Here is a 19681-nt window from a genome sequence, read left to right on the forward strand (position 1 = left end):
AGGTCAAGGACCGAAACCGAGCCGTTTGGCACTTACCAGCGAACCAGAACGGCGCCCCAGGTGAAGCCGCCGCCCATCGCTTCCAGGAGGACGAGGTCGCCCTTCTTGATGCGGCCATCGGCAACGGCCACCGACAGTGCCAGCGGCACGGAAGCAGCCGAGGTGTTACCGTGCAAATCGACCGTAACCACCACCTTTTGCTCTGCTATCCCGAGCTTCTTGGCGGATGCGTCAATAATTCGTTTATTGGCCTGGTGCGGCACGAACCAGTCGAGGTCATCGGCCGTTATGCCGGCGGCCGAGAAGGTCGCCTCGATGACGTCGGTGATCATGCCGACCGCATGCTTGAAGACTTCGCGGCCTTCCATCCTGAGATGACCGACCGTTCCCGTGGTCGACGGCCCGCCGTCGACGAAAAGCTTGTCCTTGTGCACGCCGTCGGAGCGCAAGCTGGCGGCCAGGACACCGTGGTCGGCAATCGTGCCGGCCCCCTCGCCCGCCTCCAGGACAAGTGCGCCGGCGCCGTCGCCGAACAGCACACAGGTCGAGCGGTCGCTCCAGTCAAGAATGCGCGAGAATGTTTCCGAACCGATCACCAGCACACGTTTGGCCAGGCCGCCGCGAATGTAGAGGTCGGCTGTCGTCACCGCATAGACAAAGCCCGAGCACACAGCCTGCATGTCGAAGGCAAAGCCGTGATGCATGCCGAGCCGGTTCTGGATCTCGACCGCAGTGGCCGGAAATGTGTTGTTGGGCGTCGACGTCGCCAGCACGATCAGGTCGATGTCGTCCGGCGTCAGCCCGGCATTGGCAAGAGCGGCGCGGGCCGCGGCCTCTCCGAGCGAAGCCGTCGTCTCGTCGTCGGCCGCGATATGACGCTGGCGGATGCCGGTACGCTGGGCGATCCACTCATCCGATGTCTCAACCATGCCCTCGAAATCGGCATTCTTCATGATGCGGCGGGGCAGCGCGGCGCCCGTGCCGCGCACGACTGATCTGATCAAAGTTCTTTCCTATTCCTTCGCGTCGGTAACGACGTCGGATTTCCGGGATGACAGGGCATGCGGGTTGCGCGCGTGAAACAGGTCCAGGTCGGCTTCGATGCGGTCGAGCAGATTGTTGCGCACCATGTCGTAGCCGAGCTCGATCGCCGCGGCAAAACCATCGGAATCGGCACCACCATGGCTTTTGACCACAATGCCGTTCAGCCCCAGGAAGACGCCGCCATTGGAGCGGCCGACATCCATCTTTTCGCGCAGGCGATCAAACGCGCCCTTAGCGAACACATAGCCGATCTTGGCCATCAGCGTGCGGCTCATCGCGGCGCGCAGATAACCTGCGATCTGGCGCGCGGTGCCTTCCGCGGTCTTCAACGCGATGTTGCCGGCGAAGCCCTCCGTCACCACCACGTCGACCGTGCCCTTGCCGATATCGTCGCCTTCGACAAAACCATGATAGTTCATCGAGGCCATGTTGGCCTCGCGCAGCATGCGCCCTGCCTCCTTGACCTCTTCCTGGCCCTTGATCTCTTCCACGCCGACATTAAGCAGGCCGACGGTGGGCCGGGCGACACCGAATACGGAGCGCGCCATGCCGGTGCCCAGAATGGCAAAATCAATGAGCTGGTGCGCATCGGCGCCAATGGTGGCGCCGACGTCCAGAACCACGCTTTCGCCGCGCAATGTCGGCCACAATGCCGCGATCGCCGGGCGATCGATGGTGGCCATGGTGCGCAGGCAGAATTTCGACATCGCCATCAGGGCGCCGGTGTTACCGGCGGAGATGCAGGCATCCGCGGCGCCCGACTTGACCGCTTCGACCGCCTTCCACATCGACGACTTCCACCGGCCGTGGCGCAAGGCCTGGCTGGGTTTGTCGTCCATCCTGACCGCGACCTCGCAATGGAAGAATTCGCTCACCTCGGCCAATTTGGGGAACTTGGCCAGTTCGGGGCGCACAAGCTCCTCACGCCCGTAGATGACGAAGCGGATGTCGGGACGGCGAGTCGCGACCGTCATGAGCGCCGGAATGACCACGGCTGGTCCGTGATCGCCGCCCATGGCATCGATGGAAATCCTGATCACGCGGTATTCATCTCACGGTTATGCGGCAGGTCGCTTTAGTGATCGCGAAGGTTCGGCGAAAATAGCGGTTTTGGGTTTTCACACAACCGACTTTTCCGTCGCGGGCGAGGTTTTCAGGATTTTCCCAGCAGGGATCGCAGTTTTTGCTGAAATTCATTCTCCACCGCATCGGTCTCACCGCCTGTGTCCAGCGACGCGCCCGGCTTGCGCGGATAGGGGTCGATCGCCAATGCGAAGAACTGTTCGGCAAGGGCCCCGACATCGATGGTGTCGCCGGAGAAGGTTTCGGGACTGTCGGGGCCGTCCGCATCGAGCAGGATCTCGCCGCCGCCTTCAAACCCTTGCCGTCCAAGCTTGGAATCCTCCGGCAGCAGCAGCGCCTCGACCGGCTCGTCGATATGCGCCGCGACGGGATCGAGCGTGACGATGCAGGCCTGCGTGATATCGGCCTCGACACGGCCGCTGACCTTGACGCCATTGCGCTTCCAGGAGGCCACGAGAAGGTCGGCGCGATAGGCTTCGACCGACAGCAGCCCGTGTTCCTCGGCGAGCGCGGCACGCTGGGCGGCGTCGGCCTCGATCACCACCGGCAGGCCCTTTTGCGGCAGACGGGCGACGTTCGCGAAAAAGGAAACCGGGCTTCGCGGATCAGCATGTTTCATCAAGCACCTCCCTTGGCGAGCGGAAACACCGCCGTGCCGGAAACGATCGATTCGGACGGCTGCGCGGCCAGCTGCCGGCAGGCGTCGGCGACATAATCGGCCAATTGCGACGCCTCCGGCCATGTGCCGGCATCGGGCCGGACATTGCGGGCAAGTGCCGCGGTCAGCCCGTCGCGATCGTTTCTTTCCAGCGCATCATCATAGGCGGCGGTGCGACCATAGAACATCTTCGCCAGTTTCTTCATGCGCTTGGGCACGCCGACATCGCCAATGCCCAGCTCCCGCAGCGAATGATCGACGTCGAGAAAGAACTCGTCGATCAGCACCTGAGCGATCTCCTGCGCCACGCCGCCCTCGCCACGCAAGCGGTGCTGGAACAGGAACATATGCAGCGAAAGCATCTCGAAACGGCCGAGCGGCGTGTCCGGCACATTCCAGTGGGAATAAAATACAGTCTGCCGCGCCGCCGCCACGATTTGTGCGTAAAGCGCGTCCGTGATGGCGCGGTTGGCGTGGCGTTCGCGACCAAAAAGGCGCTGGAACATGGGGATGGTCTCCCGGGGACCGTTTGTTGAATTGGCCTTGTTGCATCGGCAGGCAAGCTGGTTTACCGGTTTTGCGGCCCAGCGCAAGTTGCGGCGATATAATGGAGAATTGTTGTTGCGCGCGCTGAATTTCAAGTCGACCTTCTCGTCCAGGCCTGCCGGCGCGATCTCGCTGCTGCTCGTCGTTTCGGCGCTTTCGGCCTGTCACACCAACAAGATGATCGGCGACCTCAATCCGAGCGAGACGTTCACGCAAGGTTATGTCTACGACCAGCAGGCCGTCGATTCGGTGCCGGTCGGTTCCAGCCGCGAGCAGGTGCTTCTGGCGCTTGGCACGCCGTCGACCACGGCGACCTTCGACAACGAGGCGTTTTACTACATTACGCAAACGCGCAAGCGCTATGTCGCCTTCGACAAGCCCAGGCTCGTCGACCAGAAGGTTCTCGCGGTCTATTTCGGCGCTGATGGCCGCGTCACCCAGATCGCCAATTACGGCATGAAGGACGGCAAGATCTTCGACTTCATCTCGCGCACGACGCCGACTGGCGGCAAGGACCAGAACTTCCTCAGCCAGATCATCAACGGCGCCAGCAAGCTGGCGCCCGGCATCCCCGGCGGCGGCACTCCCTGATCATCAGATCCTGCTTCCCCCTGGGAAGCGGCACCATCTCAGGCGACCAAAAGCCCGTGGGAGCGATCTCACGGGTTTTTGTTTGGCCACGGCGAGCGCGGCTTGCCAGCAATGGAGCGAGCCCCGGAGCCAAACAAAAAAAACCGCGGGGATTGCTCCCCGCGGGCTTTGTCTAACGGCCAGGCTGCGTTCAGCCGTGCGCGAGCACGGCCAGCAGCAGGAGCGCGACGATGTTGGTGATCTTGATCGCCGGATTGACGGCCGGGCCGGCGGTGTCCTTGTAGGGATCGCCGACCGTATCACCGGTCACCGAGGCCTTGTGCGCCTCGGAGCCCTTCAGGTGCTTGACGCCGTCCTTGTCGACGAAACCGTCCTCGAACGATTTCTTGGCGTTGTCCCATGCGCCGCCGCCCGAGGTCATCGAGATGGCGACGAACAGGCCGTTGACGATGACGCCGAGCAGCGAGGCACCGAGGGCGGCGAAGGCCGAGGCCTTCGAACCCGAGATCAAGAGCACGCCGAAATAGACGACGAGCGGCGCCAGCACCGGCAGCAGCGACGGGATGATCATTTCCCGGATCGCCGCCTTGGTCAGGAGATCGACCGCACGTGCATAGTTCGGCTTCGACGTGCCAGCCATGATGCCCGGATCTTCGCGGAACTGCTTGCGCACCTCCTCGACGATGGCACCCGCCGCGCGGCCGACGGCCGTCATGGCGATGCCGCCGAACAGATAGGGGATCAGGCCGCCGAAGATCAGGCCGGCGACGACGTAAGGGTTGGAGAGATCGAAGGAGATCTCGCCCATGCCCTGGAAGTAGGGATATTTGTCGCCATTGGCGGCAAAGAACTTCAGATCGTTCGAATAGGCGGCGAACAACACCAGCGCGCCGAGGCCGGCCGAGCCGATGGCATAGCCCTTGGTCACGGCTTTCGTGGTGTTGCCGACCGCGTCGAGCGCGTCGGTGGAGTGGCGCACTTCCTTGGGCAGGCCGGCCATTTCGGCAATGCCGCCGGCATTGTCGGTGACCGGGCCGAAGGCATCGAGCGCCACGATCATGCCGGCAAGGCCGAGCATGGTAGTGACAGCGATCGCCGTGCCGTAGAGGCCGGCGAGCTGGTAGGTCGAGATGATGCCGCCGACGATGACGATGGCCGGCAACGCCGTCGATTCCAGCGAGACCGCGAGGCCCTGGATGACGTTGGTGCCATGGCCGGTCACCGATGCCTGGGCGATCGAGTTGACCGGGCGCTTGTTGGTGCCGGTATAGTATTCGGTGATCACCACGATCAAACCCGTCACCACCAGGCCGATCAGGCCGCAGATGAACAGGTTCTTGCCGGTGATGATCATGCCGGCGACGGTGCCGACCTCGCCCCAGCCGAGCGTTGCCGAGGTGGCGACGGCAAGGCCGACGATCGACAGCAGGCCGGTGACGATCAGGCCCTTGTAGAGCGCGCCCATGATCGAGCCGTTGGAACCGAGCTTGACGAAGAAGGTGCCGACGATCGAGGTCAGGATGCAGGCGCCGCAGATGGCGAGCGGATAGAGCATAGCGGTCTGCAGAACGGCGGTGCCGCCAAAGAAGATGGCGCCGAGAACCATGGTGGCGACGACCGTCACCGCATAGGTTTCGAACAGGTCGGCGGCCATGCCGGCGCAGTCACCGACATTGTCGCCGACATTGTCGGCGATGGTGGCCGGGTTGCGCGGATCGTCCTCGGGAATGCCGGCTTCGACCTTGCCGACCAGATCGCCGCCGACGTCGGCGCCCTTGGTGAAGATGCCGCCGCCGAGACGGGCGAAGATCGAGATCAGCGAGGCGCCGAAGCCAAGCGAGACCAGCGAGTCTATGACGATGCGATCATTGGGCTGCAAGCCCATGGGACCGGTCAGGATGAGGTAGTAGATCGAGACGCCGAGCAGCGCCAGACCCGCCACCAGCATGCCGGTGATGGCGCCTGACTTGAAGGCGATGTCGAGACCGGCGGCGAGGCTGTTGGAGGCTGCCTGTGCCGTGCGCACGTTGGCACGCACCGAAACATGCATGCCGATGAAGCCGGCAGCGCCCGACAGGACGGCACCGATCAGGAAGCCGATCGCGGCGGTGATCGAAAGCAGCCACCAGGCGAGCAAAAGCACGACCACGCCGACGATGGCGATGGTGGTGTACTGGCGCGCCAGATAGGCTTGCGCGCCCTCACGGATGGCGGCAGAGATTTCCTGCATGCGTGCATTGCCCTGATCGGACGCAAGGACCGATCGTGTCGCCCAGATGGCGTAAAGGACAGAAAGCAAGCCGCAGGCGATGACGGCGTAAAGTATGGTCATTGCCAAATTTTCCTCGATTGTTGGCCCAAATGATCCCCTCCCTGGGCCGTTGAGACAAAGACCGGAATCCGCGCACGGAATCCACCTCTTCGCATCGGTGTATGCGAAACAGGGCTCGGAACGTCAAGATATTGTTCAGTTTTTGCCCGGCTTTCGCCCAAAAGACAAAAGCCGCGGCCACCCTGCCGGCACGGCCCTTCATTTAGATCGATTGAAATGACGCCAGGGGATCATGTCCGACACGACCATCAGCGTCCCAAAGGACTACTCCGCCTCGCGTCCCATCCGCCGCGCCGCATAGCGCTCGACCGCCGACAGTCCGTCATAGATCAGTACGGCAAGCGCCGCCACGATCAGGCCGCCTTGCAGGATGAAAGCCAGATTGTTGGACAAGAGACCGGCGATGATCACCTCGCCCAGCGTCTTGGCGGCAACCGTCGAGCCGATGGTGGCGGTGGCCAGGCTGATCACCACCGAGAGCCTGATGCCGCCAAGGATGATCGGCGCGCTGAGCGGCAGTTCGACCTTGGTGAGCCTTTGCCAGCCGGTCATGCCGGCGCCGCGCGCCGCCTCGACGACATTGGCCGGCAGCGTCGTCAGCCCGGTCAGCGCATTCTCGAAGATCGGCAACAGGCCATAGAGAAACAGCGCGATCAGCGTCGGCTTCTCACCGAAACCGACGGCCGGCACCGCGAGCGCCAGCACCGCCACCGGCGGGAAAGTCTGGCCGATATTGACCAGGCTGCGCGACAGCGGCAGGAATTCGGCGCCAGCCGGCCTGGTGACAAGGATGGCCAGGGCCACCGCCACGATGGTCGCGGCGACGGTGGCGATCAGCACGGTGCGCAGATGCAGCAGCGTCAGCGTCAGCAGGCTGCCCTGATTGTAGATCACCGGCGCGTTGTTTTCGGTCAGCGGCTTGAGCAGCGGCTCGAACCAGCCGGGATTGGTGAGGAAGGCCACGAGCAACATCACCAGCGCAAGCCTGAGCAGCAAGGGCAGCCAGGCTTTCATGCCGGCCTCGCCGCCCGCTTGACCAGCCCGTCCACCGTGACGCGGCCAAGCGGCTTGCCGTCGGCGCCTTGGACCGGCAGCGCCGGCCGGCCCGACCACAGGAGTTCGGCCAGTGCATCGCGCTGGCTGGCATCGCCGGGAATGGCTTCGCCCTCGGCGGCGCCGTTCTCCACCGCGTCACGCACCCGTCCGAGCGACAGCAGCCGGAATGGCCGTTCGCTGGCGCCGACCAGGGTTTCGACGAAGCTGCTGGCCGGGTTTGCCAGGATCTCGGCGGGTCTGGCGTATTGCACGAGCTTGCCGGCATCCATGACGGCGATCTTGTCGCCCATATGCACGGCCTCTTCCATGTCGTGGGTGACGAGGATGATGGTGGTGCCGAAGCGCTTCTGGATCGCCAGCAGATCTTCCTGCGCCTTGGTGCGGATGATCGGATCGAGCGCGCCGAACGGCTCATCCATCAACAGCACGTTGGGCTCGGCGGCGAGCGCGCGGGCCACGCCGACGCGCTGCTGCTGGCCACCGGACAGTTCGTGCGGATAGCGCGGTCCGAATTCCCGGGGATCGAGCTGGTAGAGCGTCATCAGCTCATCGACGCGGGCCTTGATGCGGTCCTTGTCCCAGCCAAGCAGCACCGGCACCGTGGCGATGTTCTGCGCCACGGTGCGGTGCGGGAACAGGCCGTGGCCCTGGATGGCGTAGCCGATGCTGCGGCGCAGTTCGTAGCCGGGCACAGAACGATTGTCGGCGCCATCGAGCTTGATGATGCCTAATGTCGGCTCGACCAGCCGGTTGATCATGCGCAGCAGCGTCGTCTTACCGGACCCCGAGGTGCCGACGATGACGGCGATCGTACGCGGCTCGATGACCATCGAGACGTCATCGACAACCGTTGTCGCGTCATAGCGCTTGGTAATGCCTTCGATCTCGATCATGCCGTTTCAACCCTGTGCTTGGTGGCGGTCATTTCGATCACTGCGTCGAGGATGATAGCGGCGGCGAAGGCCAGCGCCACGGTCGGCACGGCGCCGAGCAGCACCAGGTCCATCGCCGTCTGGCCAACGCCCTGGAAGACGAACACGCCGAAGCCGCCGCCACCGATCAGCGCGGCGATGGTCGCAAGGCCGATGTTCTGCACCAGCACGATGCGGATGCCGGTCAGGATCACCGGAAAGGCCAGCGGGAACTCGACGCCGAACAGACGCTGGCGGTCGGTCATGCCCATGCCGCGCGCGGCGTCGTTGGCCGCACGCGGCACACCGGCGAGCCCAACCACGGTGTTGGCCACGACCGGCAGCAACGAATAGAGGAACAGAGCCACGAAGGCAGGCGCCGTGCCGATGCCGCGAATGCCGAGCGCGGCCGCTCCCGGCACATGCGCGGCGACCCAGCCGAGCGGCGCGATCAGCAGACCGAACAGCGCGATCGAAGGAATGGTCTGGATGATGTTGAGCACATTGAGCACGCCGGCGCGCAGCCTTTCGACACGATGGCAGAGTATGCCGAGCGGCAGGCCGACAGTGACCGCCGCAAATAGCGAGCCGAGCGCCAGCGTCACGTGCTTGGAGCCCTCGGCCCAGAAACTGTCGGCGCGGTTGGCGTATTCCTTCAGGATGGAAAGGTCGTTCCAGGCTCCCGACACCAAGAGCAGGCCGATGGCCACGGCGGCAACTACCAGCACGCCGACACGGGCCAATGGCGACAAATTCAGGCGCGTCAGCACGTCCGCCAGCAAAAGCGTGAAGGCGAAGATGAGTATCCAGAAACCGGAGGCCGGCGATACTCTGGCAAAGGTGTTGCCGGCCGGCGTCAGGAATGTGCCGGCGACGCCGACGAGGAGCACGAGCGCGGCAAGCGCGACCAGACCGGCGGCGAGGCGCAGCACGAGCGGTGTCCTGAACAGCGCTATGAGCGCGGCCACGACCACGATTGCCAGAAGCAACGGCCCGGCGGTTGCCGGAAGCGCCTCGAGAATCGAGCGCGCCTGGCCCGGAACGATGCGGTTGGCGCGGAACGTGGCGAAGGGAGCGAGGAACGCCGCATAGGCCGCGATCGCGGCGATGACCACGCCGAGCTTGTCGAAACGGATATTCACGCCCTCCCCCGTCGGTGGTTCCGGCGCGCCACGCATGCGGCGCGCCGAAGCGTCCTACTTCAGGAAGCCGTTCTTCTTCAGGAAGTCCTCCGCGACGCCCTTGACCGGCTCGCCCCCGACCTGCACGCGGCCGTTCAGCTCCTGCAGCGTGACGAGATCGAGCTTGGCGAAGACCGGCTTCAGCAGCGTCTCGATCTCCGGGTGCTGCTTGAGCACGGATTCGCGGATGATCGGCGCCGGCTGGTAGACCGGCTGCACGCCCTTGTCGTCCTCGAGCACGACCAGGCCGGACGGCGCGATGCCGCCATCGGTGCCGTAGACCATGGCGGCATTGGCGCCGCTGGTCTGGTTGGCGGCCGCGGCGATGGTCGCCGCCGTGTCGCCGCCCGAGAGCGTGATCAGCTGATCCGGCTTCAGTGTGAAGCCGTAGGTGGTCTGGAAGGCCGGAAGGGCGGCCGCCGAATTGACGAACTCGGCGGAAGCGGCGAGCACCACCTTGCCGCCGCCGGCGACGTATTTGCCGAAGTCCGACAGCGTGACGAGCTTGTTCGCGTCCGTCACTTCCTTGCGCAGGGCGATCGCCCAGGTGTTGTTGGCCGGCGCCGGCGACAGCCAGACGATCTTGTTGGCATCATAGTCGAGCTTCTTGGCCGTCTCATAGGCCTTGGCGGCGTCCTTCCAGACCGGGTCATCGGCCTTCTCGAAGAAGAAGGCGGCGTTGCCGGTGTATTCGGGATAGATGTCGATCTCGCCGGCGGTGATCGCCTTGCGCACCACCGGCGTGCCGCCGAGCTGGATGCGATCCGATGTCTTGATGTTGTTGGCGTTGAGAACGAGCTGGATGATGTTGCCGAGCACGCCACCCTCGGTATCGATCTTCGAGGAGACGACCACCTGAGCACTGGCGGAAGCTGCCGTGACGGCCAGCGCCAATGCCGCGCCGGCGAAAACCTTGACTGAAAACATCGTGAAAATCCCTTGCTGTGAACCGGAATGCGGCGGCCGCATATGAGCATGGCTTCAACGGCCAGTCGGGGCACACGGTTTCATAACAATAGGTGCAGACGCAATAATTTTGTTTCAGATCGGCAAATTCAACCGAAGCAATCCTGACAGCATCATGTCAGGTCTGCATCGACCAGGGGATCAGGTACTGATTTACGCGAAGCGGTCAACTTGAGCGCGCCAAGTGCCACGAAGCACAGGACGGTGACCGGGAAGACCATCCAGTTCAGCATCTCCCAGCCCCAGGCGTTGTAGACCATGCCCGACAGCAGCGACGCGCAAGCGACGGAGCCGAACAGGACGAAGTCGTGGAAACCTTGCACCTTGCCCTTTTCCGACGGCCGGTAGCTGGCCGCCACCATGGCGGTGGCGCCGATGAAGCCGAAATTCCAGCCGAGGCCGAGCAGGATGAGGGACGTCCAGAATTGCCACAGCGCAAGGCCCGACAAGGCGACAATGGCGCAGCCGATGAGCAGGACCAGGCCGATGGCGACGATGCGCTCGGCGCCGAAGCGATGGATCAGCGAGCCGGTGAAGAAGCTCGGCGCGAACATCGCCATGACGTGCCAGGAAATGCCCAGCGTCGCGTCGTCCTCCGACAGGCCGCAGCCTACCATGGCCAGCGGCGCGCCGGTCATGACGAAGCTCATCAGCGCATAGCTGCCGACAGCGCAAAACAGCGCGGCGACGAAGCGCGGCTTGGTGACGATTTCGGCCAGGGGCCTGGCATCGCCGTCGGAAACGTCAACCTTGCTCGGCGTCTTCGCCGGCAGGCGCAGAAACGACAGGATGACAGCGCCCACCGCCGCCAGCGGCAGGATGGAGGCGAACGAGCCGGCAAACATCACCGGTGCGAACAGTTCCCGGGTGAAGATGACGATCTGCGGCCCGAGGATGGCGGTGATGATGCCGCCGGCCAGCACGAAGGAAATGGCGCGCGCCTTGAACTCCGGCGGCGCGTTGTCGGCGGCGGCGAAGCGGAACTGCTGGACGAAGGCGCCACCGATGCCGATCACCAGCAGCGCGAACGCGAACAGCCAGAAACTGCCGTGGAAGAGCGCCAGTGTGGCAAGCAGGCCGCCAAGCGCGGTGACGACGGTTCCGGTCATGAAGCCGCCGCGCTGGCCCAGCCGGCGAATGATGGCCGCGGCAGGCAAGGCTCCGAGCGCGACACCGATGTTGAAGCCGGTGATCGGCGCCGTCGCCAGCGATTTGTCGGCGCCTAGCAGATATTGTCCCGCCAGCGCGCCCATGGAAATGGCGATGGGCGCCGCGGAGCCGATGATCGCCTGCGAGACGGCGAGGATCAGCGCGGTGCGCCGCGCCTCCCTGCTCGTCTCGATGGCGATTGATGTCACGATGCGTCCTTGCCGCGCCCCTCGCCACGCACCCGGCGTGACACGCGGTCGAGCACGGCATTGACCAGCTTCGGCTCGTCTTCCTCGTAGAAGGCCTTGGCGATGTCGACATATTCCGAAACGATGACCGCCACCGGAACGTCGTCGCGCTTCATCAATTCATAGACGCCGGCGCGCAGGATGGCGCGCAGCGTCGAATCGAGCCGCGACAGCGGCCAGTCATCGGTCAGCGCCTGGCGGATGACCGGATCGATGGTCTTCTGGTCCTCGACGACGCCGGTCAGGATGGCGCGGAACCATTGGGCATCCGCCTCGCGATAGAGCGCGCCGTCGACTTCCTTGCCAAGCCGGAACGCCTCATATTCGGCGGTGATTTCGAAGACGCCACTACCGGCGACATCCATCTGATAGAGCGCCTGCACGGCGGCCAGACGCGCCGCGCCGCGCTTGTTGGCATGGCGCACGGCGGGCTGTCCGGGCGAAGCGGGTTCGCTCACGAGCGCGCCCCCAATTGTTCCTTGAGCGCAATCATGGTCAGCGCCGCGCGCGCGGCAAATCCGCCCTTGTCGCCTTCCGAGCGCTTGGCCCGCGTCCAGGCCTGGGCATCGTTTTCGGTGGTGAGGATGCCGTTGCCGATACAGACCGAGTCCTGCACGGACAGGTCCATCAGCGCGCGGCTGGATTCATTGGCGACGATGTCGAAGTGATAGGTGTCGCCGCGGATGATGGTGCCGAGCGCAACGAAGCCATCATAACTCGTGCCGCCTTCCGCCGCGCCGTCCAGCGCGAATGTGATCACTGCGGGAATTTCGAGCGAACCTGGAACGGTGACGACGTCGTAGGTCGCGCCCGCTTCCTCGAGCGCGCTCGTCGCGCCGTCGAGCAGCGCGTCGGCAAGGTCGTCGTGAAAGCGCGCTTCGACAATCAGCAGATGCGCCTTCGCCTTCGGACGAATGAAGGCTTTGCCGTGTTGGGATGTGCCTGCCATAAAAATCTCCGGGGGGTTGCCGGTGACTTAGGCCGAAGCCGGATTGATCGCAAGCGGAAGATTGAGGGAGGTGCGTTAGGCCTATCGTCTCTTTGGGGACGGCGCCAAGACCGGGCAGTCCGTACCAACGCTTTCAGCCCAGGCAACAACGGCTTCGTGATCCACCACACGGCCGGCATCTACATCGGCCAAAGCTTCCCGAGTGAGCCGCTCTTGCTCTTTGGAATTCCCGCTTTCCGTCACAGGCTATAGCCCCTCTTTCGCCGCTTCCGCCAGCCGCGCCGCGTAGCGAGCCATGGTGTCGATCTCGAGGTTGACGCGGTCGCCGGCCGTGCGTTCGCCCCAGGTGGTGACGGTCAGCGAGTGGTGGATCAACAGCACGTCGAAGCGGACGCCCTCAACCTTGTTGACGGTGAGCGACGTGCCGTCGAGCGCGACGGAGCCCTTTGGTGCGATGAATTTCGCCAGATGGCGTGGCGCCTCCAGCGTGAAGCGCACCGCGTCGCCCTCGTCCTTGCGCTCGACGATCTCGGCCATCCCGTCGACATGGCCCGACACGATGTGGCCGCCGAGTTCGTCGCCGATCTTCAGCGCCCGCTCAAGGTTGACCTTGCTGCCGGATTTCCAGCCCGAAGCCGTGGTCAGCCGCAAGGCCTCTTCCCAGGCCTCGACCTCGAACCAGCGCGCGTTCGAGCCATGTTCGGGCAAAGCCGTGACCGTCAGGCAGACGCCGCCGCAGGAGATCGAGGCGCCGATGGCGATGGTTTCGGGGTCGTAGGCGGTGTCGATGCGCAGACCGACGCCTTCGCTGAGCGGCTTGACGGCCGCGACGGTGCCGATATCGGTGACAATTCCGGTGAACATCGATGCTATCTTCCCGTTTTGACCATGACCTTGTCCGAAAACCGGGTCCCACTTTTCGGGATCATGGTCTAGAGGTCTCTTACCCATTCGGCGTAGCTGTCCTCGCCGAAGCGCATTTCGCGCAGTTTGCGGAAGCCTGCCGGGATATGGTCGGCATCGACCGGCGATGCAATGCCATCCTCGCCAATCGCCTCCGGTCCCTGGAACAACACGATGCGATCGACCAGCTCTTCGTCCAGGAATGCCCTGGCGACCTGGGCGCCGCCCTCGACCAGCACGCTTGCCATGCCGAGCGCCGCCAGGTCTTCGAGCAGTTCCGGCAAGGCGACGACGCCGTCATGCGTTTCGGTGCCGATGAAGCGCACGCCGGCGCGTTCGAGTGCGGCGCGACGGTGCGGATCGGCTTCAAGACAGGAAGCGACATAAAGCGGAACGCGGTCGACACCGGAAACAAGCTTCGAGGCTTCCGGGAGCCGTATCTGGCGATCGAGGATGATGCGCGCCGGCGAACGGTTTTCCAGCCCCGGCAACCGCACGGTCAGCGCCGGATCATCCTCCAGCGCCGTGCCGATGCCGATCAGGATGGCATCCGACTCCGCGCGCATCAGATAGACGTCACGGCGCGCGATCTCACCGGTGATCGCAACCTGGCCGGCGCCTTTCCTGCCGATCTTGCCGTCGCTCGAAAGTGCAAGCTTCAGCGTCACTTCCGGGCGTTTTCGCAGGGATCGAATCAAATAGCCCGCCATCTGCTCGGCGGCTTCCGTGGCCAGCACCTTCTCGACCACCTCGATGCCGGCGGCGCGCAGGATGGCGTAGCCCTTGCCTGAAACGCGCGGATCCGGATCGCTGGCAGCCCCCACGACGCGCGCAATACCGGCGTTGACCAGCGCGTTGGCGCAAGGCGGGGTGCGGCCGTGATGGGCGCAAGGTTCAAGCGTGACATAGGCGGTGGCACCACGCGCCAGTTCGCCGGCCTCGGCCAGCGCCTCTGTCTCGGCATGCGGCCGGCCGCCGACGGCGGTGACACCGGTGCCGACGATCATCGGCCCGGCGCCGTCATCGCGCACGATCAGCGTGCCCACGGAAGGATTGGTGGAGGTGCGGCCGGCATTCCTGCGCGAAAGCCGCAGGGCGGCGGCCATGAAACGACGATCAAGGGCCGCTTGTTCGGCCTCGCTCCGTTGCGATGCTGCCATGCTCAGCCGGCTTCCTCTTCACTCTTGTCTTCGTCGCCCTTCAACTCGCCCAGCAATTCGTGGAAATCCTTGGCCTCGCGGAAATTGCGGTAGACCGAAGCAAAGCGGACATAGGCGACGTCATCGAGCGATTTCAGCGCCTCCATGACCAGCCGGCCGACTTCGCCGGAGGCCACTTCCGTCTCGCCGGAGCTTTCGAGCTGACGCACGATGCCGGTCACCGCGCGGTCGATGCGTTCGGGGTCGACATTGCGCTTGCGCACAGCGATCTCGACCGAGCGCAGCAGCTTGTCTCGGTCGAACGGCACTTTGCGGCCCGACTTCTTGACCACGACCAGATCGCGCAATTGCACGCGCTCGAACGTGGTGAAGCGGCCGCCGCAATCGGGGCAGACACGGCGCCTGCGGATCGCCGCGCCATCCTCGGCGGGGCGCGAATCCTTCACCTGCGTATCTTCGGACTGGCAATAGGGACAGCGCATGGAGAGCCTTGGGTTCGCGAATCTGGTGAGGCGGAAGGCTTAGAGCCTTTCCGGCCGGGATTGAAGCCGTTCCGTCTCGTCAACGGACTGCAGCATCAGAGATAGCGAGGCGCGAGGAAGATTGCCAGCGCGGCAACCAGCCAGACAGCGATGCCGCCGGCAACGGCCAGCCGATAGTCGACCTTGTCGATGAACAGCCAGCAGGCGCCGAGGAAGGCGAGATAGGCGGGAATTGTCTTCATTCCGGCAAGGCAGGCATCGCGGAAACCGCCCGGATCGCCATTGGCGCCGACGGCGAGCAAGGCAATGACGGCAAAGGTGGGCGCCAGCGGCAGGATACCCGGCAGGACATTACCGCGCTTGAACGCCCAGACGATCAGCGCCGTCACCAGCCCGCCGACCACACCCTTCCAGACAATATCCATCCGCGGCCCACTACTGCGACCTGACCGTCACGGCGCGACGTCCTTGGTCGGGAAGCCGCAAGACGTTCCGAGATTGCGGTAGGCCTTGGTGAAGCCGTCCATCGGGATGCTGGCGAAGGCCTGCTTGCCGAAAGTCACGTCGAGCGAGACGACCTGGCGCATGGCTCGCAGCAGCGCGAGACTGGTCTTGGCCTGGTTGTCGACCGTCCAGCTTGGACGGCCAATGAGGGCATCGTTGGAATAGACCGTTGCGGAAACCTTGACGCCTGGATCGCCGAACGTCGCCGCTATCTTCTTGCCGGTCGGCAACTGCTTGTTGTCAACGGTGAGCATGATGGCCGGGTAGGCATCAGGCGGCAGCGCATCGCCGGTCGAGATCGACAAGGTCAGCGTGCCCGAATTGCCGCTCGCATCGAAGAACGCCGTCGAGGCCGCGCAGGTCTTGTGCGCATCCTGGCCGGTGTCAAGCGTATCGACCATGGTTGTCCATCGGCCGAAGGTGCTCGTGGCAGGCAGGTCCGGAGCGGGCTGCGTTTGCGCCGAAACAGGACCGCAAATGGCCAGCCAGCCGACAGCGCCGAGCAAGGCGATACGAAAATTGCGCATCATCAAATCTCCAGTTCCATGCGCCACCCGATCAGGGGTGGCGCACCGCCGGCGGATAAAAGATGACGCTTCGCGCCTGGTCAATCGATAAGGATGGTCAACCGAGATAAGGATAGAGCGGGAAACGATCGGTCAGCGCCACGACCTTGGCCTTGACCGCCGCCTCGACCGCGGCATTGCCCTCGTCCGAATTGGCGACCTTGAGACCATCCAGCACCTCGGCGATCAGCTTGCCGATCTCGCGGAATTCGGCCTGGCCGAAGCCGCGCGTGGTGCCGGCTGGCGTGCCGAGACGCACACCCGAGGTAACGAAGGGCTTTTCCGGGTCGAAGGGAATGCCGTTCTTGTTGCAAGTGATGTTGGCGCGGCCAAGAGCGGCCTCGGCGCGCTTGCCTGTGGCGTTCTTGGGGCGCAGATCGACCAGCATCAGATGGTTGTCGGTACCGCCGGAGACGATGTCGAGGCCGGTCTCCTTGAGGCTCGAAGCCAGCGCCGTGGCGTTGGCGGCGACACTCTCGGCATAGATCTTGAAGCTCGGCTTCAGCGCCTCGCCGAAGGCCACCGCCTTGGCGGCGATGACATGCATCAGCGGGCCGCCCTGCAGGCCGGGGAACACGGCCGAGTTCATCTTCTTGGCAATCTCTTCGTCGTTGCACAGGATCATGCCGCCGCGCGGGCCGCGCAGCGACTTGTGCGTGGTGGTGGTCACCACATGGGCGTGCGGCAGTGGCGAGGGATGCACGCCGCCGGCGACGAGGCCCGCAATATGCGCCATGTCGACCATCAGATAGGCGCCGACCGCATCGGCGATCTCGCGAAAGCGCTTCCAGTCCCAGATGCGCGAATAGGCGGTGCCGCCGGCCAGGATCAGCTTCGGCCTGGTCTCATGCGCGGTCTTTTCGATCGCGTCCATGTCGAGCAGGTGGTCTTCCTTGCGCACGCCATAGGAGACGACCTTGAACCACTTGCCGCTCATGTTGACCGGCGAGCCGTGGGTGAGATGGCCGCCGGAATTGAGGTCGAGGCCCATGAAAGTGTCGCCGGGCTGCAGCAGCGCCAGGAACACCGCCTGGTTCATCTGGCTGCCGGAGTTCGGCTGGACGTTGGCGAAATTGCAGCCGAACAGCTTCTTCGCCCGCTCGATGGCCAGTTCCTCGGCCACGTCGACGAACTGGCAGCCGCCATAGTAGCGCTTGCCGGGATAGCCCTCGGCGTATTTGTTAGTCATGATCGACCCCTGCGCCTCGAGCACGGCGCGGGAAACGATGTTTTCCGAGGCGATCAGCTCGATCTCATGGCGCTGGCGGCCAAGCTCGTTGCGGATGGCGCCGAAAATCTCCGGATCGGCGTCTTCCAGCGTGGTTTCGAAGAAGGATTCGAATTTGTTCGACGCTGCCGCTGCTGTTGCCATGGCCTGAAATCCTCCGGTTCGGGGCAATTTACCTATGCTTATCGTTGCCCCAAAACCGCTGCACACTTTTGGGCGACATGCATTGCCGCGCCATTAACACAGTTGTTTTCGACCCGCCACGTTTGCGGCGCGAAATTTGCTGGCCGGTTTGCGGCAGAGACTGCAAATCCACCGCCTCTGGGGCATCGCCGGCGCTATTTCCGCGTCTGCCTGCCGTTCAAAAGGGCTTCGGTGAGCGTGATCTCGGTGAACAGCGCCCGCGCCGTGTGGTCGTTGATATCGCCGCGGCGAAGCATGGCGCGCACGGCGTCACGCTCGGCGGCGATGCCGGCCAGCCTCAGATCGATCTCCAGCCTTCCCGCCTCGCGCATCTCGGCGCGTGCCTCGTCGGCCTCGTCGGACGCCGCGATGCGTCGCCGATAGGCAGCAACGATGCCGTTGGCGGCGGCCAGCTTGAGGCCGGGCACATCGCCCTCCCCTTCGTCATCGGTCTGCGCGATGCTTTCGAGGTGGGCGATCGCCGCCTTTGCCGCGCCGACGCGCGCCATGCGTTCCTCGGCAGCACCAGCGTCCTCGCCGGGCTCTACCAGTCCGCGCGCGATCACCGGCAAGGCCAGGCTGGCGATGACGAGCGAGCAGATGATGACGCCGGCGGCGAGGAAGATGACCAGGTCGCGCGCGGGGAATGGCGAACCATCCTGCAAGGCCAGCGGCAGCGACAATATGCCGGCCAGCGTGATGGCGCCGCGCACGCCCGCCACCGAACCGGCGAGCCGCACGCGCATGCCGAACGGTTCGGCCTGCCGCTTGCCGAGCCGCGCCGCAAAACCGGCCGTGATGTCGCCAATCCAGATCCAGACGAAGCGTAGCGCGATCAGGCAAAGGGTCAGCAGCAGGACCGTCAGCACCGGTTCCAAAAACCAATGGCGGCTGGACAGTTCGGGCGGAACCTTGCGGATGATCTCGGGAAGCTGCAGGCCAAGCACGATGAACAGCGCGCCGTTGAAGACGAAGGAAAACGTCGTCCACAGCGAGATCGTCTGCATGCGCGCCGAGACGCCGAGGAAGCGGAATATGCCGGTGCTCCCGGTCAAGAGGCCGGCGGTCACTGCCGCCAGGATGCCCGAAGCGCCGAAATGCTCGGCGCCAAGATAGGCGACGAAGGGAAGCAGGATGGTGATCAGCACCTGCGCCTCGGCCGGCACGCCGCCGATGCGGTTCAAGAGTTGCAGCGCCTTGGCGGCGACGAACAAGGCCGCCACGCCGGCCAGGATGCCGACCGCCACGGCGTAGAGGAAACTCAGCGAGGCGGCGGCAAAGGAAAAACTGCCGGTCAGTGCCGCCGCGACGGCAAAGCGGAACATCACCAGGCCCGACGCATCGTTGAGCAGCGACTCGCCTTCCAGAATGTGCATCAGCCGCGCCGGGACGACGTTCCTGTCCACAATCGAGGAGACGGCCACCGCATCGGTCGGCGACAGCACCGCCGCGAGCGCGAAGGCAACGACCAGCGGAATGCTCGGCACCAGCCAGTGCAAGGCATAGCCGAAGCCGACAATGGTGAAGAAGACGAGGCCGATGGCGAGGTCGAGGATCGGCCCGCGCAGCGCCATCAGTTCTCGCTTGGGCGCGCCGAAAGCGTCGCTGAACAGCAGCGGCGGAATGAACACCAGCAGGAACAGTTCCGGATCGATCTCGACATGGATGCCGCGCACCGGCCAGGCAAGGGCAGCACCTATGGCGATCTGCAGCACCGGCAGCGGCACCCGCACCAGCCGCACCAGCGCGCCGGAAACGGCGACGAAGACGAGCACGACGAGGACGAAGATGGCGGCTTGCATGGCGCGATTCCGGCTGTTTGGGGAACCATGCGCAATCGTCGCCGTCGCGTCCAGACAGCGCCGGCTCGGCGATTGCCGGAGCACGGCAGACCGTGCGGCCGGCATCAGGCCGACGCCAAAAAAAGGCCGGCACCTGGCG

20 protein-coding genes are annotated in these 19681 nt (G+C 64.5%); 1 reads left to right on the top strand and 19 read right to left on the bottom strand.

Going from position 1 to position 19681, the window contains the following annotated elements; all coding sequences use genetic code 11:
* Nucleotides 1-32: 32 nt before the first annotated feature.
* The 4 genes from AC1DPX_RS27130 to AC1DPX_RS27145 form a co-directional block, all read right to left on the bottom strand.
* Complete coding sequence (locus tag AC1DPX_RS27130) at nucleotides 33-1004, bottom strand: beta-ketoacyl-ACP synthase III (RefSeq protein WP_202354762.1); 972 nt, start codon at nucleotides 1002-1004, stop codon at nucleotides 33-35.
* Nucleotides 1005-1013: 9 nt separating this feature from the next.
* Nucleotides 1014-2084 carry a phosphate acyltransferase PlsX gene (gene plsX, locus AC1DPX_RS27135; protein WP_202354763.1) on the bottom strand — a complete coding sequence of 357 codons (1071 nt, stop codon included), beginning with the start codon at nucleotides 2082-2084 and terminating at the stop codon, nucleotides 1014-1016.
* Nucleotides 2085-2197: 113 nt separating this feature from the next.
* Nucleotides 2198-2746: a YceD family protein gene (locus AC1DPX_RS27140; protein ID WP_477240449.1), complete on the bottom strand. Its 549-nt coding sequence runs from the start codon at nucleotides 2744-2746 to the stop codon at nucleotides 2198-2200.
* Entirely contained in the window at nucleotides 2746-3291 is a 546-nt protein-coding gene (locus AC1DPX_RS27145) for a ubiquinol-cytochrome C chaperone family protein (protein WP_477240451.1), read from the bottom strand. The genes AC1DPX_RS27140 and AC1DPX_RS27145 overlap by 1 nt, the downstream gene beginning before the upstream one ends.
* Before the next feature lie 115 nt (nucleotides 3292-3406).
* Between AC1DPX_RS27145 and AC1DPX_RS27150 the strand changes: the two genes are divergently transcribed.
* Complete coding sequence (locus AC1DPX_RS27150; protein ID WP_202354765.1) at nucleotides 3407-3922, top strand: outer membrane protein assembly factor BamE; 516 nt, start codon at nucleotides 3407-3409, stop codon at nucleotides 3920-3922.
* A gap of 190 nt (nucleotides 3923-4112) precedes the next feature.
* Here AC1DPX_RS27150 and AC1DPX_RS27155 read toward each other — a convergent pair whose 3' ends face one another.
* The 15 genes from AC1DPX_RS27155 to AC1DPX_RS27225 form a co-directional block, all read right to left on the bottom strand.
* Complete coding sequence (locus tag AC1DPX_RS27155) at nucleotides 4113-6254, bottom strand: sodium-translocating pyrophosphatase (RefSeq protein WP_202354766.1); 2142 nt, start codon at nucleotides 6252-6254, stop codon at nucleotides 4113-4115.
* A gap of 264 nt (nucleotides 6255-6518) precedes the next feature.
* Entirely contained in the window at nucleotides 6519-7268 is a 750-nt protein-coding gene (locus tag AC1DPX_RS27160) for an ABC transporter permease (RefSeq protein WP_477240453.1), read from the bottom strand.
* Nucleotides 7265-8203, bottom strand: a complete 939-nt coding sequence (locus AC1DPX_RS27165; protein WP_477240455.1) for an ABC transporter ATP-binding protein — start codon at nucleotides 8201-8203, stop codon at nucleotides 7265-7267. Before AC1DPX_RS27165 ends, AC1DPX_RS27160 begins: the two co-directional genes overlap by 4 nt.
* The gene (locus tag AC1DPX_RS27170; RefSeq protein ID WP_477240457.1) at nucleotides 8200-9399 is read right to left on the bottom strand and encodes an ABC transporter permease; all 1200 of its coding nucleotides are present in this window, start codon (nucleotides 9397-9399) and stop codon (nucleotides 8200-8202) included. The genes AC1DPX_RS27165 and AC1DPX_RS27170 overlap by 4 nt, the downstream gene beginning before the upstream one ends.
* Nucleotides 9400-9417: 18 nt before the next feature.
* Nucleotides 9418-10329, bottom strand: coding sequence for a glycine betaine ABC transporter substrate-binding protein OsmF (gene osmF, locus AC1DPX_RS27175; RefSeq protein ID WP_202354770.1), 912 nt, complete (start codon nucleotides 10327-10329; stop codon nucleotides 9418-9420).
* A 152-nt stretch (nucleotides 10330-10481) separates the two neighbouring features.
* Nucleotides 10482-11726, bottom strand: coding sequence for an MFS transporter (locus AC1DPX_RS27180; RefSeq protein WP_202354771.1), 1245 nt, complete (start codon nucleotides 11724-11726; stop codon nucleotides 10482-10484).
* A complete protein-coding gene (gene nusB, locus AC1DPX_RS27185) occupies nucleotides 11723-12223 on the bottom strand; it encodes a transcription antitermination factor NusB (protein ID WP_202354772.1) in 501 nt (166 codons plus the stop codon). The genes AC1DPX_RS27180 and nusB overlap by 4 nt, the downstream gene beginning before the upstream one ends.
* Complete coding sequence (gene ribH, locus AC1DPX_RS27190) at nucleotides 12220-12714, bottom strand: 6,7-dimethyl-8-ribityllumazine synthase (protein WP_202354773.1); 495 nt, start codon at nucleotides 12712-12714, stop codon at nucleotides 12220-12222. The genes nusB and ribH overlap by 4 nt, the downstream gene beginning before the upstream one ends.
* 246 nt (nucleotides 12715-12960) lie before the next feature.
* The gene (locus tag AC1DPX_RS27195) at nucleotides 12961-13578 is read right to left on the bottom strand and encodes a riboflavin synthase (protein ID WP_477240459.1); all 618 of its coding nucleotides are present in this window, start codon (nucleotides 13576-13578) and stop codon (nucleotides 12961-12963) included.
* Nucleotides 13579-13646: 68 nt separating this feature from the next.
* A complete protein-coding gene (ribD, locus tag AC1DPX_RS27200; RefSeq protein WP_202354775.1) occupies nucleotides 13647-14777 on the bottom strand; it encodes a bifunctional diaminohydroxyphosphoribosylaminopyrimidine deaminase/5-amino-6-(5-phosphoribosylamino)uracil reductase RibD in 1131 nt (376 codons plus the stop codon).
* A gap of 2 nt (nucleotides 14778-14779) precedes the next feature.
* The gene (gene nrdR / locus AC1DPX_RS27205; RefSeq protein ID WP_013895995.1) at nucleotides 14780-15259 is read right to left on the bottom strand and encodes a transcriptional regulator NrdR; all 480 of its coding nucleotides are present in this window, start codon (nucleotides 15257-15259) and stop codon (nucleotides 14780-14782) included.
* Between the two features lie 95 nt (nucleotides 15260-15354).
* Complete coding sequence (locus AC1DPX_RS27210; RefSeq protein ID WP_477240461.1) at nucleotides 15355-15684, bottom strand: GlpM family protein; 330 nt, start codon at nucleotides 15682-15684, stop codon at nucleotides 15355-15357.
* Between the two features lie 27 nt (nucleotides 15685-15711).
* The gene (locus AC1DPX_RS27215) at nucleotides 15712-16290 is read right to left on the bottom strand and encodes a hypothetical protein (protein ID WP_477240463.1); all 579 of its coding nucleotides are present in this window, start codon (nucleotides 16288-16290) and stop codon (nucleotides 15712-15714) included.
* A 97-nt stretch (nucleotides 16291-16387) separates the two neighbouring features.
* A complete protein-coding gene (glyA, locus tag AC1DPX_RS27220) occupies nucleotides 16388-17701 on the bottom strand; it encodes a serine hydroxymethyltransferase (protein WP_477240465.1) in 1314 nt (437 codons plus the stop codon).
* Between the two features lie 194 nt (nucleotides 17702-17895).
* Nucleotides 17896-19542 (bottom strand): Na+/H+ antiporter, encoded by a 1647-nt coding sequence (locus AC1DPX_RS27225; protein ID WP_202354777.1) that lies wholly within the window; start codon nucleotides 19540-19542, stop codon nucleotides 17896-17898.
* Nucleotides 19543-19681: the final 139 nt, after the last annotated feature.

The organism is Mesorhizobium sp. 01N446, assembly GCF_056399285.1.